The organism is Serratia sp. CY33525 (genome assembly GCF_052169115.1).
GTDB lineage: Bacteria > Pseudomonadota > Gammaproteobacteria > Enterobacterales > Enterobacteriaceae > Serratia > Serratia sarumanii.
Genome location: NZ_JBJNLK010000003.1, coordinates 195,107 through 216,324 on the forward strand (window position 1 = coordinate 195,107; position 21,218 = coordinate 216,324).

17 protein-coding genes are annotated in these 21,218 nt (G+C 64.3%); 8 read left to right on the forward strand and 9 right to left on the reverse strand.

Annotated features, from left to right (window positions below; translation table 11 throughout):
- Positions 1–20 precede the first annotated feature (20 nt).
- Both ACJ8IM_RS09650 and ascF read right to left on the reverse strand, forming a co-directional pair.
- Complete coding sequence (locus ACJ8IM_RS09650) at positions 21–1,451, reverse strand: 6-phospho-beta-glucosidase (protein WP_033652799.1); 1,431 nt, start codon at positions 1,449–1,451, stop codon at positions 21–23.
- Between the two features lie 16 nt (positions 1,452–1,467).
- Positions 1,468–2,910 carry a PTS cellobiose/arbutin/salicin transporter subunit IIBC gene (ascF, locus tag ACJ8IM_RS09655; RefSeq protein ID WP_033652800.1) on the reverse strand — a complete coding sequence of 481 codons (1,443 nt, stop codon included), beginning with the start codon at positions 2,908–2,910 and terminating at the stop codon, positions 1,468–1,470.
- A 284-nt stretch (positions 2,911–3,194) separates the two neighbouring features.
- On the opposite strand from ascF, the gene ACJ8IM_RS09660 reads away from it, so the two are divergent.
- The 8 genes from ACJ8IM_RS09660 (at position 3,195) to ACJ8IM_RS09695 (ending at position 13,733) form a co-directional block, all read left to right on the forward strand.
- The gene (locus tag ACJ8IM_RS09660) at positions 3,195–4,217 is read left to right on the forward strand and encodes a LacI family DNA-binding transcriptional regulator (protein ID WP_122302052.1); all 1,023 of its coding nucleotides are present in this window, start codon (positions 3,195–3,197) and stop codon (positions 4,215–4,217) included.
- 111 nt (positions 4,218–4,328) lie between these two features.
- Entirely contained in the window at positions 4,329–5,207 is an 879-nt protein-coding gene (locus ACJ8IM_RS09665; protein ID WP_033652802.1) for a helix-turn-helix transcriptional regulator, read from the forward strand.
- A gap of 100 nt (positions 5,208–5,307) precedes the next feature.
- The gene (locus tag ACJ8IM_RS09670) at positions 5,308–6,984 is read left to right on the forward strand and encodes an ATP-binding cassette domain-containing protein (RefSeq protein WP_033652803.1); all 1,677 of its coding nucleotides are present in this window, start codon (positions 5,308–5,310) and stop codon (positions 6,982–6,984) included.
- The gene (locus ACJ8IM_RS09675) at positions 6,974–8,611 is read left to right on the forward strand and encodes an ATP-binding cassette domain-containing protein (RefSeq protein WP_051917587.1); all 1,638 of its coding nucleotides are present in this window, start codon (positions 6,974–6,976) and stop codon (positions 8,609–8,611) included. The genes ACJ8IM_RS09670 and ACJ8IM_RS09675 overlap by 11 nt, the downstream gene beginning before the upstream one ends.
- Before the next feature lie 87 nt (positions 8,612–8,698).
- Positions 8,699–10,837 carry a TonB-dependent siderophore receptor gene (locus tag ACJ8IM_RS09680; protein WP_193145599.1) on the forward strand — a complete coding sequence of 713 codons (2,139 nt, stop codon included), beginning with the start codon at positions 8,699–8,701 and terminating at the stop codon, positions 10,835–10,837.
- A complete protein-coding gene (locus ACJ8IM_RS09685) occupies positions 10,837–11,085 on the forward strand; it encodes a hypothetical protein (protein WP_033652804.1) in 249 nt (82 codons plus the stop codon). The genes ACJ8IM_RS09680 and ACJ8IM_RS09685 overlap by 1 nt, the downstream gene beginning before the upstream one ends.
- Complete coding sequence (locus ACJ8IM_RS09690; RefSeq protein ID WP_051917588.1) at positions 11,082–12,503, forward strand: PepSY-associated TM helix domain-containing protein; 1,422 nt, start codon at positions 11,082–11,084, stop codon at positions 12,501–12,503. The genes ACJ8IM_RS09685 and ACJ8IM_RS09690 overlap by 4 nt, the downstream gene beginning before the upstream one ends.
- Before the next feature lie 3 nt (positions 12,504–12,506).
- Entirely contained in the window at positions 12,507–13,733 is a 1,227-nt protein-coding gene (locus tag ACJ8IM_RS09695; RefSeq protein WP_033652805.1) for a RhtX/FptX family siderophore transporter, read from the forward strand.
- Between the two features lie 157 nt (positions 13,734–13,890).
- Here the strand turns inward: ACJ8IM_RS09695 and ACJ8IM_RS09700 are convergent, their stop codons facing one another.
- The 7 genes from ACJ8IM_RS09700 to ACJ8IM_RS09730 all read right to left on the reverse strand — a co-directional run bounded on the left by ACJ8IM_RS09700 (position 13,891) and on the right by ACJ8IM_RS09730 (position 20,713).
- Complete coding sequence (locus ACJ8IM_RS09700; protein ID WP_033652806.1) at positions 13,891–14,313, reverse strand: hypothetical protein; 423 nt, start codon at positions 14,311–14,313, stop codon at positions 13,891–13,893.
- A gap of 56 nt (positions 14,314–14,369) precedes the next feature.
- Positions 14,370–15,332 carry a GTPase gene (gene yjiA / locus ACJ8IM_RS09705; RefSeq protein ID WP_033652807.1) on the reverse strand — a complete coding sequence of 321 codons (963 nt, stop codon included), beginning with the start codon at positions 15,330–15,332 and terminating at the stop codon, positions 14,370–14,372.
- Between the two features lie 21 nt (positions 15,333–15,353).
- Positions 15,354–15,557 (reverse strand): YbdD/YjiX family protein, encoded by a 204-nt coding sequence (locus ACJ8IM_RS09710; RefSeq protein WP_004953088.1) that lies wholly within the window; start codon positions 15,555–15,557, stop codon positions 15,354–15,356.
- 217 nt (positions 15,558–15,774) lie between these two features.
- Positions 15,775–17,955: a carbon starvation CstA family protein gene (locus ACJ8IM_RS09715; RefSeq protein ID WP_033652808.1), complete on the reverse strand. Its 2,181-nt coding sequence runs from the start codon at positions 17,953–17,955 to the stop codon at positions 15,775–15,777.
- Positions 17,956–18,216: 261 nt separating this feature from the next.
- The gene (locus ACJ8IM_RS09720) at positions 18,217–19,101 is read right to left on the reverse strand and encodes a LysR family transcriptional regulator (protein ID WP_033652809.1); all 885 of its coding nucleotides are present in this window, start codon (positions 19,099–19,101) and stop codon (positions 18,217–18,219) included.
- A 27-nt stretch (positions 19,102–19,128) separates the two neighbouring features.
- The gene (locus ACJ8IM_RS09725) at positions 19,129–19,821 is read right to left on the reverse strand and encodes an MgtC/SapB family protein (RefSeq protein WP_019453282.1); all 693 of its coding nucleotides are present in this window, start codon (positions 19,819–19,821) and stop codon (positions 19,129–19,131) included.
- A gap of 112 nt (positions 19,822–19,933) precedes the next feature.
- Positions 19,934–20,713, reverse strand: a complete 780-nt coding sequence (locus ACJ8IM_RS09730) for an ABC transporter ATP-binding protein (protein WP_033652810.1) — start codon at positions 20,711–20,713, stop codon at positions 19,934–19,936.
- Positions 20,714–21,218: the final 505 nt, after the last annotated feature.

A 21,218-nucleotide genomic window follows, 5' to 3' on the forward strand; every position in this document is an offset into this window, starting at 1 on the left:
TCTTGGTTAGAACTTCCCCACTACCCCAAATCCCCCCCATTGCTGGCAATCACCTTCTTATACCACCAGAACGATTTCTTGCGGGTGCGGGCGAGGGTGCCGTTGCCTTGGTCGTCGCGGTCGACGTAGACAAAGCCGTAGCGTTTGCTCATTTCGCCGGTCGAGGCGGCCACCAGGTCGATGCAGCCCCAGGTGGTGTAACCCAGCACCGGCACGCCGTCGGCGATGGCGTCGGCCATGGCGCGGATGTGTTCGCGCAGGTAGCTGATGCGGTAGTCGTCTTCTATCTCGCCTGCTGCATTGAACTCGTCGTGCGCGCCCAAGCCGTTTTCCACCAGAAATAGCGGCTTTTGGTAGCGGTCGTACATCATGTTCATGGTGATGCGCAGCCCCAGCGGATCGATGCCCCAGCCCCAGTCGCTGCGCGGCAGGTGCGGGTTCGCCAGCGATTTCACCACGTTGGCGGCGCTGCTGTTGTTGTCGTTCATGTCGGCGGAGGCGCAGCGCGAGGCGTAGTAGCTGAAGGAGACGAAGTCGACGGTGTGCTTCAGGATGTCGGCGTCTTCCGGCGCCATCGCGACGCTCACGCCTTTCTCGCGGAAGACGCGAGCGGCGTAGGAGGGGTAAGCGCCGCGCGCCTGCACGTCGATAAAGAACAGGTTTTCGCGATCTTTCTCCAGCGCGGCCCACACGTCTTCCGGCTTGCTGGACCACGGGTAGAAGTTGCCGCCGGCCAGCATGCAGCCCACCTGGTTGGCGGGGTTCACTTCGTGGGCGATGCGCGTCGCCAGCGCGCTGGCCACCAGTTCGTGGTGCGCGGCCTGGTATTTCACCTGTTCGGGGTTTTCGTCCGCTTCAAACACCAACCCCGCGCCGGAGAACGGGCTGTGCAGCAGGATGTTGATCTCGTTGAAGGTCAGCCAGTATTTCACCAGCCCGTCGAAGGCTTCGAAGCAGGTGCGGGCGTAGCGGGTGAAAAACTCCACCATCCTGCGGCTGCGCCAGGAACCGTATTCGGTCACCAGATGCATCGGCACGTCGAAATGGCACAGGGTCACCAGCGGCTCGATGCCGTATTGGCGGCACTCTTCGAACAGGCTGCGGTAGAAGGCGATGCCTTCGGGGTTGGGCGTCAGCTCGTCGCCGTTGGGGTAAATACGGCTCCAGGCGATGGAGGTGCGAAACACGGTAAAGCCCATCTCCGCCATCAGCGCGATGTCGTCGCGGTAGCGGTGGTAGAAATCGATGGCGTCGTGGCTGGGATAAAATTCGTCGTCGCGCAGGCTAAAGCGCTTCTCCAGCCCGAGTTTGACCGCCATGCGGTGCGGGCCGTGCGGGATCATATCGACGGTGGTCAGCCCTTTGCCGCCCTCGCGATAGCCGCCTTCCGCCTGGTTGGCGGCTAAAGCGCCGCCCCATAAAAACCCTTTAGGGAATGTTGAGTCAGACATGCAATCCTCTGGTGTCTCAATGCGTTGCGCTGGCGGCGTTCGCCGCCGGTGCGGTTTGGCCGGGTGCGGCGGCGTTTTCCGGCAGATCCTCGAAGCCCAGCATTAGCGTGAGCGCGAACGACAGCACCACCGAGAGCGCCATCACCGCCACCACCCACACGATGCTCATCGGGTTGGCCGGATCGAAGAACTGCACGCTGGTGAACAGCCCGGGCGAGGCCATCGAATGGCTGGCCAGCCCGCCGATGCCGGCGACCGCGCCGCAGACGAAGCCGCTGATCAGGCTGGCGACCAGCGGCCGTTTCAGGCGCACCGCCACGCCGTACAGTGCCGGTTCGGAAATCCCCGCCACGATGGCGGAGGCGGCGGCGGCCAGCGCGGTCTGGCGCAGCTCGCGGTTCTTGGTTTTCAGCGCCACCGCCAGCGAAGCGCCGCCCAGCGACAGGTTGGCGCCGATCTCCGAAGGCATCACCATGCCCTCTTTGCCGGTCTCGGCGATGGTCTGGATGATGGTCGGGGTAAACACCCGGTGCATGCCCGTGATCACCAGCAGCGGCCAAATCGCCCCCATGATGGCCACGGAGAGCCAGCCCAAATAGCCGTGCACGGTGTAGACCAGCGCAGAGATGCCGCTGCCGATCCAGATGCCGAGCGGCCCGATAAGCAGAATGGCGATCGGCGCGGCGATCAGCACGATCAGCATCGGTTTGAGGAAGTTCTTGGTCACCGCCGGGGTGATGCGATCCACCCCGCGTTCGATGTGCGACAGGATCCAGGTCATCACCAGCGCCGGGATCACCGTGTAGGTGTATTTCACCGCCGTCACCGGGATGAAGGCGAATTCCACCGCCTGGCCCTGTGCCGCCTTGGCCATCAGATCGATAAAGTTGGGATGCACCAACACCCCGGCGATGGCGATCGCCAACGACATGTTGGTTTTGAACTTCAGCGCCGCCGAAGCGGCGACCATCACCGGCAGGAAGAAGAATGCGCCGTCGCCGATCACGTTGAGGATGACGAGGGTCGAGGAGCCTTTTTCGAATACCCCGGCCATGTCCAGGATCATCGCCAGCAGCTTCACCATCGAGCCGCCGATGATGGCGGGGATCAGGGGCGACATGGTGCCCACCAGCGCGTCGAGAATGCCGGCGACGATGCCCTTCAGGGTGAGTTGGCGTTTCACCGGGGTGGCGGGGGCCGCCGCGCCCGGCATGCCGAGCGCCAGCACCGCCTGATAGGCCTTGGCCACCTCGTTGCCGATGATCACCTGGCACTGCTCGCCGCTGTGCACCACGCCCAGCACGCCGTCGATAGCTTTCAGCGCCGGGGTGTCGATCCGCGTTTTGTCTTTCACCACGAATCTCAGGCGGGTCATGCAATGGGTCACGGCCTCGATATTGCCCGCGCCGCCCAGGGCGGCCACGATGGCGTGCGAGATCTCTGCGTAGTTCTTCGGCATGGCGTGTCGTCTCTCAGATAGCAATTCGGATAGCCTAAAGGCGAATATTTACTGCCTGGGCGATCCGTCGTTCCATCCGTATGAAACGCCCATAAGAAACCGGTTTCACAAAATCATGTATTGGTGTTTTATTGTTGGCAAGAACTATGATTTTTGGCGTTTCGTTTTCGTGATCTGGATCGTCAGGGATAAGTGCGCACCGACGCACAGGGGGGCGAAAGCGTTCCAAACGCCGGGCGTCTTGGGTAGACTGCGCTGAACCCATGGATTTTGGCGGCGCACAGATGGCAACGATACTCGAGGTGGCGAAAAAGGCCGGCGTTTCAAAGGCGACGGTGTCGCGCGTGTTGTCCGGCAGCGGCTATGTCAGCGAGGAGAAACGCGCGTTGGTGGATAAAGCCATCGCAGAAACCGGCTATCGGCCCAACCTGCTGGCGCGCAGCCTGGCGACCAACACCACCCAAACCCTCGGCCTGGTGGTCACCAACACCCTCTACAGCGGCAACTATTTCAGCGAACTGATGGCGCAGTCGGCGCGCATCATGGAGGCGAACGGCCGCCAGCTGATCCTGGCGGACGGCAAGCACACCGCCGAAGAGGAGCGGGCCGCCATTCAGTTTTTGCTGGATCTGCGCTGCGACGGGGTGATCATCTATCCGCGTTTTCTGTCGATCGCGGAAATGGACGAGATCGTCTCCCAGCACCGCCAGCCGATTCTGGTGATCAACCGGCGGCTGCGGCTGAACGACAGCTACTGCATCTTCAGCGATCAGCACGCCGCCGGCGCGGCGGCGGTGGCGCACCTGATCGCGCGCGGGCATCGCGACATCGCCTTTATCACCGGCTCGCTCGATTCCCCCACCGGGCTGGAGCGGCTTTCCGGCTACAAATCCGCGCTAGCGCAGCAGGGCATCGCGGTTAACGAGGCGTTGATCGTCGAGGGGAAATGGCACGCGCAAAGCGGCGTGGCGGCGGTCGATGCGCTGCTGGCCGGCGGGCAGCCGTTCAGCGCCATCGTCGCCGGCAACGACGAGATGGCCATCGGCGCGATGAAGCGGCTGGCAGAGCGTGGCGTGGCGGTGCCGGAGGCGGTATCGGTCATCGGCTTCGACGACATCCCGCTGGCGCCCTATACCGTGCCGTCGCTGTCGAGCATGAAGATGCCGGTCACCGAGATGATCCAGGAGACCATCAACCGCCTGCTGTCGATGCTGGACGGCGGCGAGCTGAGCAAGCGCCCCAGCTTCCCGGCCAGCCTGATCGAGCGCGAGTCGGTGGCGGCGGGGCCGTATTGGGGTGGTAACTGATCCATCCGCGCCTCAATAGACAAACCCGACGGCCGGCCTTATATTGCTAATGAGAATCACTATCAAAAACCTCGCCGACGGTCGGCGTCATCATTCACAGGCAGGGCGAACATGTCTACGTCCCCCCAGCGGTTACTGCAGGAATATCATCAGCAAGCGCAGGACTATGCGCTGTCGGACATGCTGCGTGCGCGGCGCGGCGTGTTGGCCGCCGATGTCGACATCGAGCTGGATGAACCCCACCGCGCGGGGCTGAAGATCGTGGTGATCCGCCGCGGGCGTCTGCGCTGTGAAAGCGGAACGGGGCCGCAGGTGGAGCTGAACGGCCCTTCGCTGTTGCTGGCCGCCGGGCGGGACGACTTCGTGTTGAACAACCTGTTCCAGGCCGGCGAACCGCTCGATTATACCCTGCTGCAGTTCTCAGCCGCCTGGCTGGAGCAGAACGATGTCCGCCTGCCGCCCGGCCTCGATGGGCGGCGGCATGCGCAGTTGGTGCCGCTGGCGGCGCCGACAGCGCTGATCGGCCAGGCCCGGCAACTGTTCGCCTGCCCGCTGCACGAGTCGCAGCGCGGGCTGTGGTTCAGCGCCAGGGCCAACGAGCTGGCGGCGCATTGCCTGCATCAATGCTGGAACCGCAGCGCTGCCGCGCCGTCTGTTGGCGTGCACCTGGCCGCGCGCGATGTGGCGCGCCTGCAGCTGGCGCGCGAAATCCTGTTGGCGGAGATGGAGCAGCCGCCGAGCCTGGATCAACTGGCTCAGCGCGCCGGGTTGAACACCCGCAAACTCACGCAAGGGTTCCGCCAGCTGTTTGGCGCCAGCGTATTCGGCCTGCTGCAGGAGCACCGGCTGCAAACCGCTTGGCGCTTGCTGAGCGAGCAGGATCTGCACGTTTCCACCGTCGCCTGGCAGGTGGGTTATACGCCGGCGCACTTCTCCGTCGCCTTCCGCAAGCGTTTCGGCGTCATGCCCTGCGACGTCAAAAAGCGTTAGCCACGCAATCGAAAGAAAAAGTCTCGCCGGCGAAAGCCTTTACGGATGAGGACGTCCGCCGCTTTTGGCTACAGTAAGCGCCTTTGCTGTGGAGGATCTCATGCTGAGTGACCTGCGGGCGCTGACGCGTCCTTTCCGCATCATGCTGTATTCCGCGCTGGCGCTGCAGGCGCTGGCCGGCGTCAGTTCGCTGTTTCCCTGGCTGGCGATAGCCCGGCTGGTGGACGCCGATCCGGCGACCTATTCCTTCTGGCTTGGCGTCGCCGCCGGTGGCCTTGCGCTGTGGCTGTTCGCCCAAACGCTGGCGCTGCACCTCACTCATCTGCTCGACGCGCGTTTGTGTCATCGGCTGCGCAGCCAATTGGCCGCCAAGCTGGTGCGTCTGCCGCTGAACTGGTTTGTGCGGCAGGGCGAGAGCGGCGCCGCCCGGGCGCTGTCGCAGGACATTCAGGCGCTGCATCAGCTGGTGGCCCATGCGCCGGCGGAGTTGGTGCAGTTGGCCGTGGTACCCGGCTGCGCGCTGGCGCTGCTGGCGGCGGTGCAGTGGCCGCTGCTGCTGTTCGCGCTGATACCTTTGCTGGCGGCCGCGCTGCTGTTTCGCGTCATCCGTTCGCCGCGACTGCGGCCGGCGTTTGAACAACGCGATCGGGCGTTTCGGCAGTTGAACGACGATTATCGGCAGCTGGCGGCGCATCCGCTGTTGGCGCGCCAGTTTCCCGGTGCGGGCATCGAAGCGCGTGCGCGGCAGAGCCTGCGGGGCTTTCTCGCCGCCTTTCACCGTTGGCTGCGGCGTATCGGCGCGCTCGGCGCCGTGACCCAATTACTGCTCAGCGCCGCGCTGTCGGCCGGTTGGCTGTTGCTCGGCGCCCGCTGGCTGGCGCCCAATCTCACGCTGGCGGAGCTGGCGCTGTTCGTGTTGCTGTTGCGCAGCGTGGCGCAACCGGTGATGGCGATGGGGCACGGCGGCGATGCATTGCGCGCGGCGACGCTGGCCGCCGGCCGCATTCGGGCGCTGCTGGCGCATCCCGAAATTCGCTGGGGAGGGCGCTCGACGATCGCTTCGGCGCCGCAGGGGGCGGCGCTGCAGCTGAGCGATCTCGGTTGCCGGCAGGACGAACGCTGGTTGCTGCAGGGCGTCAATCTGGCCGTCGAACCGGGGGAATGGCTGGCGATTGTCGGGGCGTCGGGCAGCGGTAAAAGCACGCTGCTGCGGTTGATCGCCCGTTATAGCGAGCCGGATAGCGGAACGGTATCGCTCGACGGCGTGCTCGCCGACGCGTTCTCGGCGCAGGCATTCAATCAGATGGTGGCCGTGGTGCCGCAGGAGAATACGCCGCCGGCGATGTCGCTGCGTGACAACCTGACGCTGTTCGTCGACGGGGCCGACGATGCGCAGCTGCGGCGCGTGCTGGCCGCGCTGGGGCTGGCGGCGCGTTTGCAGGATAGGTTGGACGATACGCCTTCGCTTTCCGGCGGGGAGGCGCAGCGTCTCGCCATCGCCCGGGCGTTGCTGGCGCGGCGGCCGCTGCTGTTGGCCGACGAACCGACTTCGGCGCAGGATCAGCAAAATCGCGAACGCATTCTGACGGCGCTGGCGCAGCTGCCCGCCACCCGGCTGGTGGCAACGCACGACGCGGAACTGTGCCGCCGCGCCGATCGGGTGGCGGTGCTGGCGGAGGGGCGGTTGCTGGCGGTCGGCACGCCCGCCGAGATGGCGGATCATCCGGCATTGTTGGCGGCGTTGGCCGAGCGCCAGGAGGCGGACGATGAAGTTTGAGTTGGTGAAAGCGTTGGCCCCGGCGCTGTTGCTGATGGCGCTGGCCGCCGCGTTGGATGGCGTCTGCGCCTTGCTGCTGGCGGCAGCGGTGGCGAACTGGCAGCAAAATCCCGGCCATTGGCTAGGGCTGCTGGCGCTGGCTACGCCTCTCTTGCTGGCGGTGCAGTATGCGGCGGCCTCCCGCGGTTTCTTCGCCGGCGGCGCGGTGATGAGCGCGTTGCTGCGGGCGCTGTTCCGCCGTCTGCCGCGCACGCTGTCGCCGCAGGAGCAGGCACCGGGTCTGTTGGCCGGGGCCATCGGTCAGACGATGTCGGCACCCGCGCACCTGCTGGCGCCGTTGGTTGGCGCGGTCGTCACGCCGCTGGCGCTGATCGCCGGGCTGGCCTGCCTGAGCCCGGGAGTGGCGCTGATGCTGCTGGCGGCCTGCGTGCTGTTGATGCTGGTGTTGCGCGGTTCGGCGGCCCGGCTGCACCGGCGAGAGCGAGAGCTTGGAGAGGCCAATCAGAGTATTGAAGGGGCGCTGATGCAGTTTGCCCGTCATCAGGCATTGCTGCGCTTCGGCTACGGGCAGGCGGCCGCCGCCGAGGCGTTGACGCAACGGTTGGATGACCATCATCGGGCGCACGCCGCGCTGCTGCGCCAAAGCTTGCCATATCACCTGTTGTTCAGCGCCGGGCTGCAGCTGACGCTGTTGGCGGCATTGTGGTTCGGTGCCCATGAGGTGCTGGCGCAGCGCCTGAACGTCGCCCAATGGCTGGCGCTGATGATTGTTCTGGCCCGCTTGTTGGAGCCGTTGCTTCAGCTTTCTCACCTCGATCAGGCGCTGCGTCAGTTGAAGAGCGCGTGGGCGCAACTGCGGCAGGCGCTGGCGTCGCCCGCGTTGCCGCTGCCGGAACGGGACGGCGCGGCGCCGCAGGACGACGGCATCGCGCTTGAGGCGCTGAGCCTGGCGGCGGCGCACGGCGGCTGGCGGCTGCGGGAAATAGGCGGAGCCTGTGCCGCCGGAGAGATGTTGGCGATCGTCGGCCCTTCGGGCGCCGGCAAAAGCAGCCTGCTGAGCCTGATGGCGCGCACGCAGGATCCGACGGCGGGGCGGGTGTTCTACGGCGGCCGTGACGTGCGCGCGCTGTCGGCGCGGCAATTGGCGGGCGGTCGCGGCGTGATGTGGCAAGACAATCGCCTGCTGCGCGGCAGCGTGCGCTGGAATCTGACCCAGGGGCGAACGGATATCGGCGATGAGCGTCTGCTGGCGCTGTTGGCGGCGCTGGATCTGCCGCCCGACGTGCTGGAAGAAGAGGTCGGCAGCGACGGCGATCGTTTCTCCGGCGGGCAGAAGCAACGGCTGTGCCTGGCGCGCACGCTGCTGCAGGGGGCGCCACGATTGTTGTTGGACGAACCGGGCGCCAGTCTGGATCTGCGCAACGCCGAGCGCGTGGCGGCCCTGCTGGCCGGCTGGCCCGGCACGCGGGTCGTCGTCACCCACGATCCCGCGTTGGCCTGTCGGGCGGATCGAGTGTGGGTACTGGAAGGCGGGCGGCTGACGGCGGCGGGCAGCCCGGATGCGCTGCGCGAGGCGGGGGGCTGGTTCGCCCGTTTCTGCCAGGCGAAAATGACCGGCGATCGATAGAGAAACTCCGGCAATCGAAAAAGTCGCGGCGGCCGTTTTGTTAGATTGATAACGATTATCATTTAACAATAACAATCAGGGAAAAACATGCGACTCATTCACCTCTCACCAGTGGCGGCCGCGATGCGCCGCGGCGCGTTGCTGTGCGCGCTGTGCGGCACCGGGGCGCTGGCGCAGGATGCGCCGGCCAAAACGGACGTAAAAGAAGATACCCTCACCGTGACCGCCGGCGCGGCGGCGCGGGATGACTATGTGGCTCCCGGCGTCACCACGCTGGGGAAAATCCCGCTGAAACCGCGTGAAGTGGCCCAGTCGGTCAGCGTGATCGATCGCCAGCAGATGGAGCAGCAGAATCTCACATCGCTGGATGCGGTGATGACGCGCGCCACCGGCGTCACCAGCGCCCCCTTCGTGTTGCTGACCACCGCGTGGTATGCGCGCGGCTTCAAGATCGATTCGTTCGAACTGGACGGCGTGCCGACGCTGCTGGGCAATACCGCCAGCTCGCCGCAGGACATGGCGGTGTATGAGCGGGTGGAGATCCTGCGCGGCTCCAACGGCCTGCTGCACGGGCTCGGCAACCCGGCGGCCACGGTCAACATGGTGCGCAAGCACGGACTGGCGCAAAACCGCGCGCAGTTTACCGCCAGCGCCGGGAGCTGGAATCAGTATCGCGGCGAAGCGGACGTGGGCGGCCCGCTGAACGCGTCGGGCAGCGTGCGCGGCCGTGCGGTGATGGCATGGGAAGATCGCGATTATTTCTATCGCGTCTCGGATCAGAAAACCCGTTTGCTGTATGCCACCGTCGACGCCGATCTGACGCCGGATACCCTGCTGCGTGTCGGCGCGCAGTACCAAACCATCGATTCCGTCACCAATATGGCCGGGGTGCCGATGGGGAAAGACGGCAGCGATCTGCACCTGCCGCGCAGCACCTATCTGGACGTGGACTGGGATCGCTTCAAATGGGACACCACGCGGCTGTTCGCCGCGGTGGAGCATCGGCTGAACGACGACTGGCAGGCCAAGCTGAGCGGCGACTATCTGCACGCCAAGTCTCGCCTGCTGTATGCCGGCGCCTGGGGCAACGTCGATCCGGCCACCGGCGACGGCGCGGCGCTGATGGGCGGCGCCTATCGTTTTCGCAATCAGCAGCTGGGGCTGGACGCCAGCCTGAACGGCAAGATCGACGCCTGGGGGTTGCGGCACGAGCTGGTCGTCGGCGCCAGCTACACCCATGCCGAAGAAGAACAGTTCACCGCACGGTTTGATTCGGTGTTTCAGGTGCCGGTGAACGTCTACCGCTGGGATCCGCACGGCGTGCCGAAGCCAGCGATCGGCGCTTACAGCTCGCCGGGGTCGACCAAAACCGTTCAGCACGGGGTGTACGGCATGGGCCGCATTAAACTGGCGGAGCCGCTGACGCTGGTGGCCGGCGCGCGCGAAAGCTGGTGGCAACTGCGTTCGCCCAGCGACACTCTGGAAGAGAACGCGCGTCTGACCCCCTACGGCGGCCTGATCTGGGATTTCGCCAAAGACTGGTCGTGGTATGCCAGCTACGCCACGGTGTTTCAGCCGCAGAGCGGCAAAACCTGGAGCGGGCAGATGCTTAAGCCGGTGGAGGGCCGCACGTTGGAAAGCGGGGTGAAGGCGTCGCTGATGAATGGCGCGCTCAACCTCTCGGCCGCGGCGTTCCGCATCGATCTGGAGAACAACCCGCAGGTGGATCCCGATCACCCGGGCGGCGGTTTCGATACCTGGTATATCAGCGGCGGCAAGGCTCGCAGTGAAGGCCTCGAGCTGGAAGGGCGCGGATACCTCACGCCATGGTGGGACGTCACGCTCGGCTACACCTATACCGACACGCGCTACACCCGCGACGCCGGCAACCAGGGGCGCGCCTACAACAGCCTGACGCCGCGTCATATGCTGCGGCTGTGGAGCGATTACGACCTGCCGTGGGATCAGCGCAAGTGGAGCATCGGCGGCGGCATCCAGGCGCAGAGCGCGTTCAGCAGCGCCAATGGCGCGACGACGCTGCGCCAGGGCGGCTATGCGCTGGTCAACGCACGGCTGGGGTATCGCATCGACGAGACCTGGTCGGCGGCGCTCAACGTCAACAATCTGTTCGATCGCCGCTACTACGCCGGGCTTTTCTCGCCGCAGTGGAACAACCGTTACGGTGAACCGCGCAACCTGATGTTCACCGTCAAGGCCGAGTTTTGATGAATATGCGCGTATGGGCGGCGTGCCTCGGCAGCGCCATGGGGGGCGTTACCCTGGCGCTGCTGTTGGCGCGCGGCTATCCCTCGGCCGACCCGCTCGATCGGCTTTACGGCGCGCTGTTTCTGGCGTTGTTCGGCGGCATCGCGTTGCTGACGTATAGCCTGCTGGCGCCGGACTGGCGTCGCACGCTGCTGCGCGCCTGGTTGTGGTGGCCGCTGCCGCTGGCGCTGCTGGAGGCGTGGCGATGAACGCCGTCGCGCGACGGGCTTTGGCGGCGCTGCATCGGGGCTGCGGCGCGTTGTTCGGCTGCGCGCTGTTCGTGGTCCTGTTCACCGGCTGCTGGAGCCTGGCCGGCGACAGCTTCACGCTGTGGTGGAACGGCGTGACGATGAGCGGCGAGCAACGGCCGTTGGCGCAGCTGCTGGACGACGCGAAAGCCTACGGTGAAGACGGCGCGGCGCCTTACGTCATGCTGCCGAGCGCGCGTTATCCGGTGATTCGCTTTTGCCGCGCCCCGGACGACTGCGCCCTCGCGTTGAGCGCCGTCAGCGGGCGGCTGGTCAGCCTGACGGCGCCGACCACGCTGTTGGTGACGCTGCACAAGAACCTGTTTCTCGGCTTTCCCGGTCGGGTGTTTCTCAGTTTGTTCGGCATCGCGTTCGCTTTGCTGCTGATCAGCGGGATTGCGCTGCATGGTCGACGGCTGCGCCAGCTGTTGCAGCTGCGGCGGCGTCAGGGGCTGCGGGTGCTGCTGTTCGATCTGCACAATCTGTTGGGGCTTTGGTGCTATCCGTGGCTGGTGATGTTCGCTTTGACCGGCGCGTTATCCGGCCTCGGCGCGCTCGGTACTGTGCTGCTGGCCGACCGCGTCAGCCCCGGTGCGCCGCAGCGGGTGATGGCGCAGCTGATGGGCGGTGCGCAACCTGCACCGCCCTTGCCTGACGCCGGGCGTACTCTTGCGCAGACGATGGCGGCGCTGCGGCGCCAGGCACCGGAATTTACGCCGCAAACCCTGCAGCGCGCGCCGGATGGTGCATTGCTGGCGGTGGGCGGCGTCACTCGCGGTATTCCCAGCAGCGCGCTGTTCGAGCAATTTCGTTTCGGCAGCGGCGAGCAGCCGGCGCTGATGCGGCGCAGCGCCGCTCATCAGGGGCCATGGACGCGCGCGTTCATCGCCGTTCAGCCGCTGCACTATGGCCAATACGCCTGGTTGCCGCGGGCGGCGGCGGCGGTGAGCGCGCTGCATTTTTTGGCCGGGTTCGGCGCGGCGACGCTGGCGCTGAGCGGGCTGGGATTGTGGTGCCTACGGCAGCCGCAGCGCCGTGCCGCGCGCTTTATCACCGGCGTCTGCTGTGGTCTGACGGTGGCGGGAAGTCTGCTGTTGGCCGCCCGGCCGCTGGCGGCGTTCCCTGCCGCCTGGCTGTTTTGGGGAATGTGGGGCGCGGTGGCGCTGTTGGCGTGGCGAGTTTGGCCGGGGTGGTTATTGTTCCTCAGCGGAATGGCCAGCGGTACGGCGCTGCTGGTGGCGGCGCTCGGCCATATACTCAGCGCCGGCCCCGGCCTGTACTGGCTGGACAGCGCTTTACTGTTAGTCAGCGCGGCTCTGTTCGCCGCCGGCTCCTTGTTATGGCAATCGCGCGGCGCCTGGCCGCGCCAATTGGAGTAAAACATGCGACAACTATTGCAACATCGGCATCTGGTGCTGACCCTGGGGCTGCTCTATTTTAGTCAGGGCATCCCGATCGGCATCGCCATGGATGCGTTGCCGACCCTGCTGCGCCATGACGGCGCCAGCCTGCAGGCGCTGGCATTTTTGCCGCTGGTGGGGTTGCCCTGGGTGGTGAAGTTTCTTTGGGCGCCGCTGGTGGATAATCACTGGTCGCCACGCTTCGGACGCCGCCGCAGTTGGATTATTCCGCTGCAGTGCGTGGTGACGATGTGCCTGATCCTGCTCAGCGCGGTCGGCATTTCCGCGGCGGCGGCAGGGCTGTGCGTCGCGCTGCTGGCCGTCGCGTCGCTGGCCAGCGCTACGCAGGATATCGCCACTGATGGCATGGCGGCGGAACACGTCAGCGGTGAGTTGCTGTCGCGCGTCAATGCCATTCAAATCGCCGGGGTGATGAGCGGCTTCTTCGTCGGCGGGGCGGGCATGATGATGCTGAGTGCCCGGGTAGGCGTGCAGGGTGCGCTGCTGGCGATGGCGATCTTCCCTGCCGTCAGCCTGCTGGCGATTGGCCGCTTCCGACAACACGCCGATCTGCCGCCCGAACGCGCCGATTCGCGTCCGGCCAGCCTGCTGCGCACGCTGCGCCGTCGCGGCGCGGCGCGGTTGCTGACGCTCACGCTGCTGTCGGCGGTGACCGCGGTATCCGGCTTCGGGTTGGCCAAGCTGTTTTTAACCGATCACGGTTGGACGCCGGCGCAGGTCGGCCAGATCGGCATGGCCGGCGGCATGGTGACGCTGGTGCTCGGGTGCGGTGGCGGCGCCTGGCTGGTGAGCCGGCTCGGGGTGTGGAAGGCGTTCGCGGTTGGCCTGGGTTGTGCGCTGTGCGCCTCGCTGTGCTGGCTGGCGATGGCCAACTGGGGTCTGCAATCCGGCGGCGTGATCGCCGCGGTGATGGGAGGCGCGCTGGCTTCCGGAGTGACCTCGGTCGCTATCATGACTGCCGGCATGCAGTTCGCTGCGCAGGGCGATCAGGCGGGCACAGACATGACCATGGTGCAAAGCTCGCGCGATATCGGGGAAATGGTCAGCAATATGCTGATGGTGGGGATGACCGCCAGCCTGGGCTACCGTTTTTCCTTCGCGTTGGCGGCCGCTTTGGCCGTGCTGCTGCTGGGCATCAATCTGGCCAGCAACCGGCACCCTGCGGCGGTGCGGCGGCAAGAAGAGTAGAGGAGATAGTTGGGGCCGGTTAAACCAGCTATCGATGTTTAACTGCGGCGAGCTGAGCAAGCGCCCCAGCTTCCCGGCCAGCCTGATCGAGCGCGAGTCGGTGGCGGCGGGGCCGTATTGGGGAAAGACATAATCGCGTACCCGCCTTTTTCAGGTGCTACAACGCTTGAACCCGTCCCTTCGACAAAGCAAAAATCCCCAGCGCGCTGCCCAACGCCAGGGCGCTGGCGGCTGCCGTGGATAGCGCGAACTCGCGCGTGTAGGGCAACAGCAGGCCAGCCGCAGAGATGCTGCCCAGTAGCAGGCTAAAGAACAGCGCTTTTTTACGATAGGGCGCCTTTAGGTTGAGATAGGCGGCGACGGCGCAGACGATAAGTGTTCCGCCGACGACGACCAACAGCGGCAGGATAATGAATGCCCCGGCGAGGAGATTGGACAGCCCAACGTCCCCCACGCCGGCGTAAGAGACAATAAGGAACATGATGCCGATGGCTAATACCGTGCTCAGTTTGATGACGATATAAGTGCTCGCGCACAGGTTAAGCGCCTTTAATGCTACTAGCATCACGTTGTTTGCCATCGTTCATCCTTGAGTTTGTCGGATAGGGGCCGCGTTGGTCTGGGGAATGGTTTATCTTACCCCAACCCCCCAATCCTTCCACGAATCTCCTCCTCCGGCAGATCCACACCAATAAATACCAAGGTGCTCCGACGTTCCTCATCAGGCAGCCACTCCCGATCCCAGTCGGCGTTATACAGGCGCTGTACGCCCTGGAAAAGCAGGCGGCGCGGCTCGTCTTCGATAGACAGGATGCCTTTGTAGCGCAGCAGGTTGTCGGCGTATTCCAGCAGCAGGCCTTCCATCACGTCGGAGATTTGCATCAGCGGCAGCGGGCGCTCCAGCGTCACGACAATTGAGCGGATGTCGCTCTGCGGCTGCGGGATGCGGCGGAACAGCGGGGCGTGCGGCGTCAGGTTCAGCTTGTCGTTCAGCGTGAAGCCTTCGATGTCGAACAGCACGCTCAGATCGATATCGCCGTGCGTCACCTGGTAGACCGGCGCGCGGGCGTTCATCCGCTGCAGCCGCTGGATCAGCGCCTCGCAGTCCGGCGCCACGTCGGTTTTGGTCAGCAGGATGCGGTCGGCGTAGCCCACCTGCGCCTGGGCGATGCTGAACTGGCTCAGCTGCTGCTCGGCGTGTACCGCGTCCACCAGGGTGATGATGCCGTCCAGCAGGAAGCGCTCGCACAGGATCTCGTGCGAGAAAAAGGTCTGGGTAATCGGGCCGGGATCGGCCATACCGGTGCATTCGATGATCAGCCGGTCGAACGCCAGCTGGCCGCTGTCGACGCCGTCCAGCAGATCCAGCAGCGCGTCCGCCAGTTCGTTGGATTTGCTGCAGCAGATGCAGCCGTTGCTCAACGTGGTGATGCGGCTGGCGCGATCGCCGATCAGCGCGTCGTCGATCGGCACTTCGCCGAACTCGTTCTCGATGACCGCGATTTTATAGCCGTGTTCGGCGTTCAGGATGTGGCGCAGCAGGGTGGTTTTGCCGGCGCCCAAAAAGCCGGTCAGGATGGTGACTGCAATGGGTTTCATACGGGTCCTTGTGACTGCGGGTTAACAGCAGCGCATGCCGCCTTTGCCGTCGCCGCCGTAGCGCGCTTGCTGGCGCTCGCGGAAAAATTCTTTATAGGTCATCACCGGCTTGTCCGGGTGGTTGTCTTTCATGTGCTGGACGTAGGTATCGTAGTCAGGCACGCCCACCAACATGCGCGCCGCCTGCCCGAGATACTTCCCCGCCTGGCCGAGATTTCCGAACATAAGCCTTCTCCAACTTTACCCTGCATCACTACAGCGCTTGCTTAAGCCTGATATTAGGGGAAGCCGGGGGATGGGGTTCCCGCAGGGATGCCCCACCTCCGGGTCGCCCCGGGTATCTCGATTGCATCGCGCCGCACGCCTGGCATCTTGCGATACGCAGGCCGTGCGGCTTTGGGTACTGCTTAACGTTATTATGCAGGGTATCCGTTAAATCACATCAATGCTGGGTCGAAACTTTGACTTCCCCCTCAGTTACGCCGTCGGTAGGCGCGGCCTGCGGCACCGGCACGTAAGGTGTTTCCTGGTCGGTGCGTTTCGGGTTCTTGTGCGCCGCCATCGCGGTTTTCACCCCGTAGAAGATGATGCTGTACACCACCAGCAGGAACAGAATGCTCAGCCCGGCGTTGGTGTAGTTGTTCACCACGATGTGGTTCATGTTGGCGATCTGCTGGGCGCTCAGCTCGGCGCCGCCTTCGGCGATCTTGCGCTTGTACTCGCCGGCCAGGAAGAAGAAGCCTTCCAGCTGCGGGTTGTCGCTGAACAGCTTCAGGCCCAGCGCGTAGGTGGTGCAGATCAGCAGCCACACCGCCGGCAGTACGGTCACCCAGATGTATTGGGTACGCTTCATCTTAATCAGCACAACGGTGCCCAGCACCAGCGCCACGGCGGCCAGCATCTGGTTGGAGATGCCGAACAGCGGCCACAGGCTCTTCACGCCGCCGAGCGGATCCACCACGCCCTGATACAGCAGGTAGCCCCACAGCCCGACGCAGCCGGCGGTGCCGACGATGCCGGCCACCAGCGAGTCGGTTTTCTTCAGGAACGGCACGAAGTTGCCCAGCAGATCCTGCAGCATAAAGCGGCCGGAGCGGGTGCCGGCGTCCAGCGCGGTCAGGATGAACAGCGCCTCGAACAGAATGCCGAAGTGGTACCAGAAGCCCATGTTGGCGCCCGGAATGATCTGGTGGAACACGTGGGCGATGCCCACCGCCAGCGTTGGCGCGCCGCCGGCGCGGTTCAGCACCGAAGGTTCGCCGATGTCGGTGGCGGTCTGCAGGATCTGTTCCGGGCTGATGACGAAGCCCCAGGAGCTGACCGCCGCCGCCGCGTGCACGGTGACGTCCTTCAGCGAAGCCATGATCATCGGCGCGTCTTCGGTGCCCAGGCGGTGCAGATCCGGCATGGTGATGCCCAGCGCCGCCGGCGGGGTGTTCATGGCGAAGTACAGGCCCGGCTCGATGATAGAAGCCGCCACCAGCGCCATGATGGCGACGAAGGACTCCATCAGCATTGCGCCGTAGCCGATAAAGCGCGCGTCGGTCTCATTGGCCAGCAGCTTCGGCGTGGTGCCGGAGGCGATCAGCGCATGGAAGCCGGAGACCGCGCCGCAGGCGATGGTGATGAACAGGAACGGGAACAGGGTACCTTTCCACACCGGGCCGGTGCCGTCGACGAACTGGGTGACCGCCGGCATTTTCAGCTCAGGGTTGAGGATCACGATACCGATCGCCAGCCCGACGATCACGCCGATTTTCAGGAAGGTCGCCAGGTAGTCGCGCGGCGCCAGAATCAGCCACACCGGCAGCAGGGCGGAGACGAACGCGTAGCCGATCAGCGTGAAGGTGATGGTGGTGTCTTTAAAGGTCAGCGCCGGGCCCCAGTACGGGTCGTGCGCCACCACGCCGCCGAACCAGATGGCGGCCACCAGCAGCACGATGCCGATGATTGACACTTCACCCACGCGGCCGGGGCGCAGGTAGCGCATGTAGATGCCCATAAACAGCGCGATCGGCACGGTGGAGCAGACGGTGAATACCCCCCACGGGCTCTCCGCCAGCGCTTTCACCACGATCAGCGCCAGCACCGCCAGGATGATGATCATGATCAGGAAGCAGCCGAACAGCGCGATGGTGCCCGGTATCGGCCCCATCTCTTTTTTGATGATCTCACCGAGCGAGGCGCCGTTGCGGCGCGAGGAGATGAACAGCACCATAAAGTCCTGCACCGCCCCCGCCAGCACCACGCCGCCCAGCAGCCACAGCGTGCCGGGCAGGTAGCCGACCTGCGCGGCCAGCACCGGCCCCACCAGCGGCCCGGCACCGGCGATGGCGGCGAAGTGGTGGCCGAACAGCACGTTCTTGTTGGTCGGCACGTAGTTCAGGCCGTCGTTGTTGACCACCGCCGGGGTGGCGCGGCCGGCGTCCAGCTTCATCACCTTGGTGGCGATGTACAGGCTGTAGTAGCGGTAGGCCACCAGATACACCGCCACCGAAGCGACGACGATCCACAGCGCGCTGATGTGTTCGCCGCGGCGCAGCGCCACCACGCCGAGGCAGGCTGCGCCGAGTATCCCCAGCAGCATCCACGGAATGTGCTTTAAAATCCCCTCTCGTTTCATGAGGTATCCTTAATTCCAGTCTGCAAAATATGAATGAACTCATCCGCTTGTAAGAGATGTCAGAGTGGCGCGGCGAGCCGTAGCGTCTTTCCCGAGGTAAGGCGGGTTTAGGAACAGCTCATCATCGCCGGGGGTAAGGGGGGAAGACAGGCGTATTTCGGTCAGCGGTCAGATCCGCCGGGTGAACGGTTGGATTGGCGGGGTAAGCGGTTGGCGGCCTGAGCCAGAGAGTCGGCCGCCGGCGGGCAGCGGCCTGTCTCCTCAGGCCGTCTGCATGGCCTGCAGCAGGTGGATAAACGCGGCGCTGAGCGGCGGCGTCGCCGGCTCATGGCGGGTAAAGACGTAAAAGCGCGCGCTGATGTCTATCTCCTGCGTCGGGATTTTCTGCAGGTGCAGCTGCGGGGCGTAGTGTGCGACCACCCGATCGCTCAGCAGCGCGATATAGCCTTGCTGCCTGACCAGGCACCAGGTCGCCAGAAAGGAGTCGGTCTCGACGATCTGGCCGTGCGGCGTATAGCGTTCGGCGATCTCGCGGATGGCGGCATGCCCCACCGAGCAGGAGCGCGGCACCACCCATTTGGCCTCGGCCGGCGGCTGCCCGGCTGCGGTAAGATCGCCTCCCTGATAGAGCGAGAAGCGCTCGCTCTTCAGCGCCTGCATGGCCAGATCGGCGCCGCCCGCCGCGCCGTTCAGGCTGCTGACCGCCAAATCCAGCTCGCAGTTTCGCAGCCGGGCCAGCAGGCCTTCCGGGCCGTCCTCCACCACCGTCACCCGGGTATGCGGGTAGCGGCGGTTGAAGCCTTCGAGCACCTGAGGCAGGTAGCACAGCAGCGGATCGACGCTCATCCCCACCCGCAGGCGCTTCTCGCCGTCAGCGCTCATGCCGCGCAGCTCGTCAAACGCGTTGAGCAACTGATTGGTGGCGGCGTCTATTCGCCGGTAAAACAGCTCGCCGACCGCCGTCAGGCGCACGCCGCGGTTGCTGCGCTCCAGCAGCCGCGCACCGATGGTCATTTCGAGCTCTTTAAGCACCCGGCTGAGCGTCGGCTGCGAGATGGCCAGCTTTTTCGCGGCCTCGTGCAAACTTCCACAGTGGACAATGTCTTTGAACATCGTCAGATGCGCCAGCTTTGGCATGGTTTTCATGGTTGATCTCCCTGGAAGTGAAAGGCATCAGCCGGAGCCGGCGATGCGGCTGTAATAGGCCTGTTTCATCATGCTGTCGTTCAGCAATTTATTGATGGTCTGGTCGAGCACCGGCGTGGTGACGGAGGCCGGCATCAGCGTGGCGGTGATCTCCACGTCGTCGTCGCCAAAGGGTTCGATATCCAGATGCGAGATAAAGCAGTTTTCCCCTTGCAGCACCTGTTTGAATTTGGCCAGCGCCTCACGCTGCTCATGCTCGAAGGCAATGACGCAAATCTGGTAGGTAGACTCGCCGTTAACGTCATTGAAGGGCTGTTTGTTGACCATATTGACCAGCGGGCGCAACAGGGTGTTGGCGGCGAGCACAAACAGCGTGGCGGCCAGCGCGTCACCGTACAGGCCGCAGCCGGCGCAGGCGCCGACCGCCGCGGAGCCCCAGAGCGTGGCGGCGGTGTTCAGGCCGCGGATGTTCATCCCTTCCTTCATGATGGCCCCGGCGCCGAGAAAGCCGACGCCGGAGACCACGTAGGAGATGACGCGCACCGCGCCGCCGCTGCCGTCGATGGTCATGGCCAGATGGACGAAGATCGCCGCGCTGGTGGCCACCAGCGTGTTGGTGCGCAGCCCGGCGGTGCGCTGGCGGAACTGTCTTTCGTAGCCGATGGCGGCGCCCAGGACGGACGCGGTCAGCAGCGTCAGCAGTGTATGAATGAAATGCATGATAATAACTCGATGTATTATCCGCTTATCATGAGCCACCCGTGGCGGGGTAACTCTTGATAAACAGGTAGTTAAGTTGGCGGGATTCCGTCCCGCCAGGCCAGGGCGGCGCTCAGTGCGCGGCGGCGATCTGCCGGCTGAGCGTCTCGCTGATTTTGTCCGTCAGCGGCTGCATCCCCTCGTGGGTGCGCGCCTCGCGGCGCTGCGTGATGTGATAGCAGCCGTCGAGGGTGCCGGCGCCCAGCAGGAGGACGCGGTCAGACATCATCACCGCCTCCTCTACGCTGTGGGTGACCAGCACGATGGAGCGGGTTTTGATTTGGCGCGTGCTCCAGATACGCAGCAGATCGCTGCGCAGGTGTTCGCCGGTATAGACGTCCAGCGCGGAAAAGGGCTCGTCCAGCAACAGCAGCATCGGTTCTACCGCCAGTGCGCGCGCGAAGCCGACCCGCTGGCGCATGCCGCCGGAAAGCTCGCGCGGGTAGGCGTCGCGGTAGGGCGAGAGCCCGACCAGATCGAGCATTTTCAGCGTCTGGGCTTCGACCACCTGCGGCGGCAGATCCTGCGCCTGCAGCCCGAAGGCGATATTTTGGTAGACGTTCAGCCACGGGAAAATGGCGAAGGTCTGGAACACCATGTTGATCTGCGGATTCGGCCCCGAGACTTTTTTATCCCCCAGCATCACGGTGCCCAGATCCGGCGCGATCAGGCCGGAAAGAATGCGCAGCAGGGTGGATTTACCCGAGCCGGACTGCCCCAAAATGCTGACGACCTCGTTGTCGTAAAGGCGCAAATTGATTTCATTCAGCACCAGACGTTTTTCTTTACCGGTAGGCTGAACGCTTTTGCTGACGTTATTGACCGTCAGCAGCGTGGTTTTTTTTACCAACATGATCTGTCTCCACCCAATTAAAAATATGAGCATGGAAAAAGGGCCGATATTTATCGCCGGGCAGGCGTAAAATAAATGCGGGTGCAAATAAGCCTGACCGTTATCGGACTGTTAATACGCTTATGCTGGAGGGGTTAGCCCATCGGGCGTGCCGGTGCGGCATGCGCGGAGGCCAGAGGCTGAAGGGTAAAGCGAAGGGATGCTATAACTGACTCATATCCTGACACTTTCAGGATGCAATGGGATGACTATTGCTCCTGTGACCTCAGCGATTCCAACAATAAAATAAACAACCAACTGTCGCCGTCCATATCATTCTCCCGTTATTTTTCGTGTGGCCATAATACGCGTGCCATAGCCTGTTATTCAATGTGGTTACGCCGAATTATGGCGGCAAAATGTAATTTAATATGAATGCGGGAAAGATTTTCTTTGTTCATTAAACGGGGCGTAAACGGAAGGTGCGAGAATGAATATAGGCATCATTTTATGGAAATATAAACCT

What these genes read in the sequence shown, in the direction of transcription:
- ACJ8IM_RS09695 (WP_033652805.1), top strand. Translation starts at nt 12,507, where the DNA reads ATGCGACAACTATTGCAACATCGGCATCTGGTGCTGACCCTGGGGCTG.
- ascF (WP_033652800.1), bottom strand. Translation starts at nt 2,910, where the DNA reads ATGCCGAAGAACTACGCAGAGATCTCGCACGCCATCGTGGCCGCCCTG.
- ACJ8IM_RS09680 (WP_193145599.1), top strand. Translation starts at nt 8,699, where the DNA reads ATGCGACTCATTCACCTCTCACCAGTGGCGGCCGCGATGCGCCGCGGC.
- ACJ8IM_RS09710 (WP_004953088.1), bottom strand. Translation starts at nt 15,557, where the DNA reads ATGTTCGGAAATCTCGGCCAGGCGGGGAAGTATCTCGGGCAGGCGGCG.
- yjiA (WP_033652807.1), bottom strand. Translation starts at nt 15,332, where the DNA reads ATGAAACCCATTGCAGTCACCATCCTGACCGGCTTTTTGGGCGCCGGC.
- ACJ8IM_RS09725 (WP_019453282.1), bottom strand. Translation starts at nt 19,821, where the DNA reads ATGCATTTCATTCATACACTGCTGACGCTGCTGACCGCGTCCGTCCTG.
- ACJ8IM_RS09650 (WP_033652799.1), bottom strand. Translation starts at nt 1,451, where the DNA reads ATGTCTGACTCAACATTCCCTAAAGGGTTTTTATGGGGCGGCGCTTTA.
- ACJ8IM_RS09660 (WP_122302052.1), top strand. Translation starts at nt 3,195, where the DNA reads ATGGCAACGATACTCGAGGTGGCGAAAAAGGCCGGCGTTTCAAAGGCG.
- ACJ8IM_RS09675 (WP_051917587.1), top strand. Translation starts at nt 6,974, where the DNA reads ATGAAGTTTGAGTTGGTGAAAGCGTTGGCCCCGGCGCTGTTGCTGATG.
- ACJ8IM_RS09715 (WP_033652808.1), bottom strand. Translation starts at nt 17,955, where the DNA reads ATGAAACGAGAGGGGATTTTAAAGCACATTCCGTGGATGCTGCTGGGG.
- ACJ8IM_RS09720 (WP_033652809.1), bottom strand. Translation starts at nt 19,101, where the DNA reads ATGAAAACCATGCCAAAGCTGGCGCATCTGACGATGTTCAAAGACATT.
- ACJ8IM_RS09730 (WP_033652810.1), bottom strand. Translation starts at nt 20,713, where the DNA reads ATGTTGGTAAAAAAAACCACGCTGCTGACGGTCAATAACGTCAGCAAA.
- ACJ8IM_RS09690 (WP_051917588.1), top strand. Translation starts at nt 11,082, where the DNA reads ATGAACGCCGTCGCGCGACGGGCTTTGGCGGCGCTGCATCGGGGCTGC.
- ACJ8IM_RS09665 (WP_033652802.1), top strand. Translation starts at nt 4,329, where the DNA reads ATGTCTACGTCCCCCCAGCGGTTACTGCAGGAATATCATCAGCAAGCG.
- ACJ8IM_RS09685 (WP_033652804.1), top strand. Translation starts at nt 10,837, where the DNA reads ATGAATATGCGCGTATGGGCGGCGTGCCTCGGCAGCGCCATGGGGGGC.
- ACJ8IM_RS09700 (WP_033652806.1), bottom strand. Translation starts at nt 14,313, where the DNA reads ATGGCAAACAACGTGATGCTAGTAGCATTAAAGGCGCTTAACCTGTGC.
- ACJ8IM_RS09670 (WP_033652803.1), top strand. Translation starts at nt 5,308, where the DNA reads ATGCTGAGTGACCTGCGGGCGCTGACGCGTCCTTTCCGCATCATGCTG.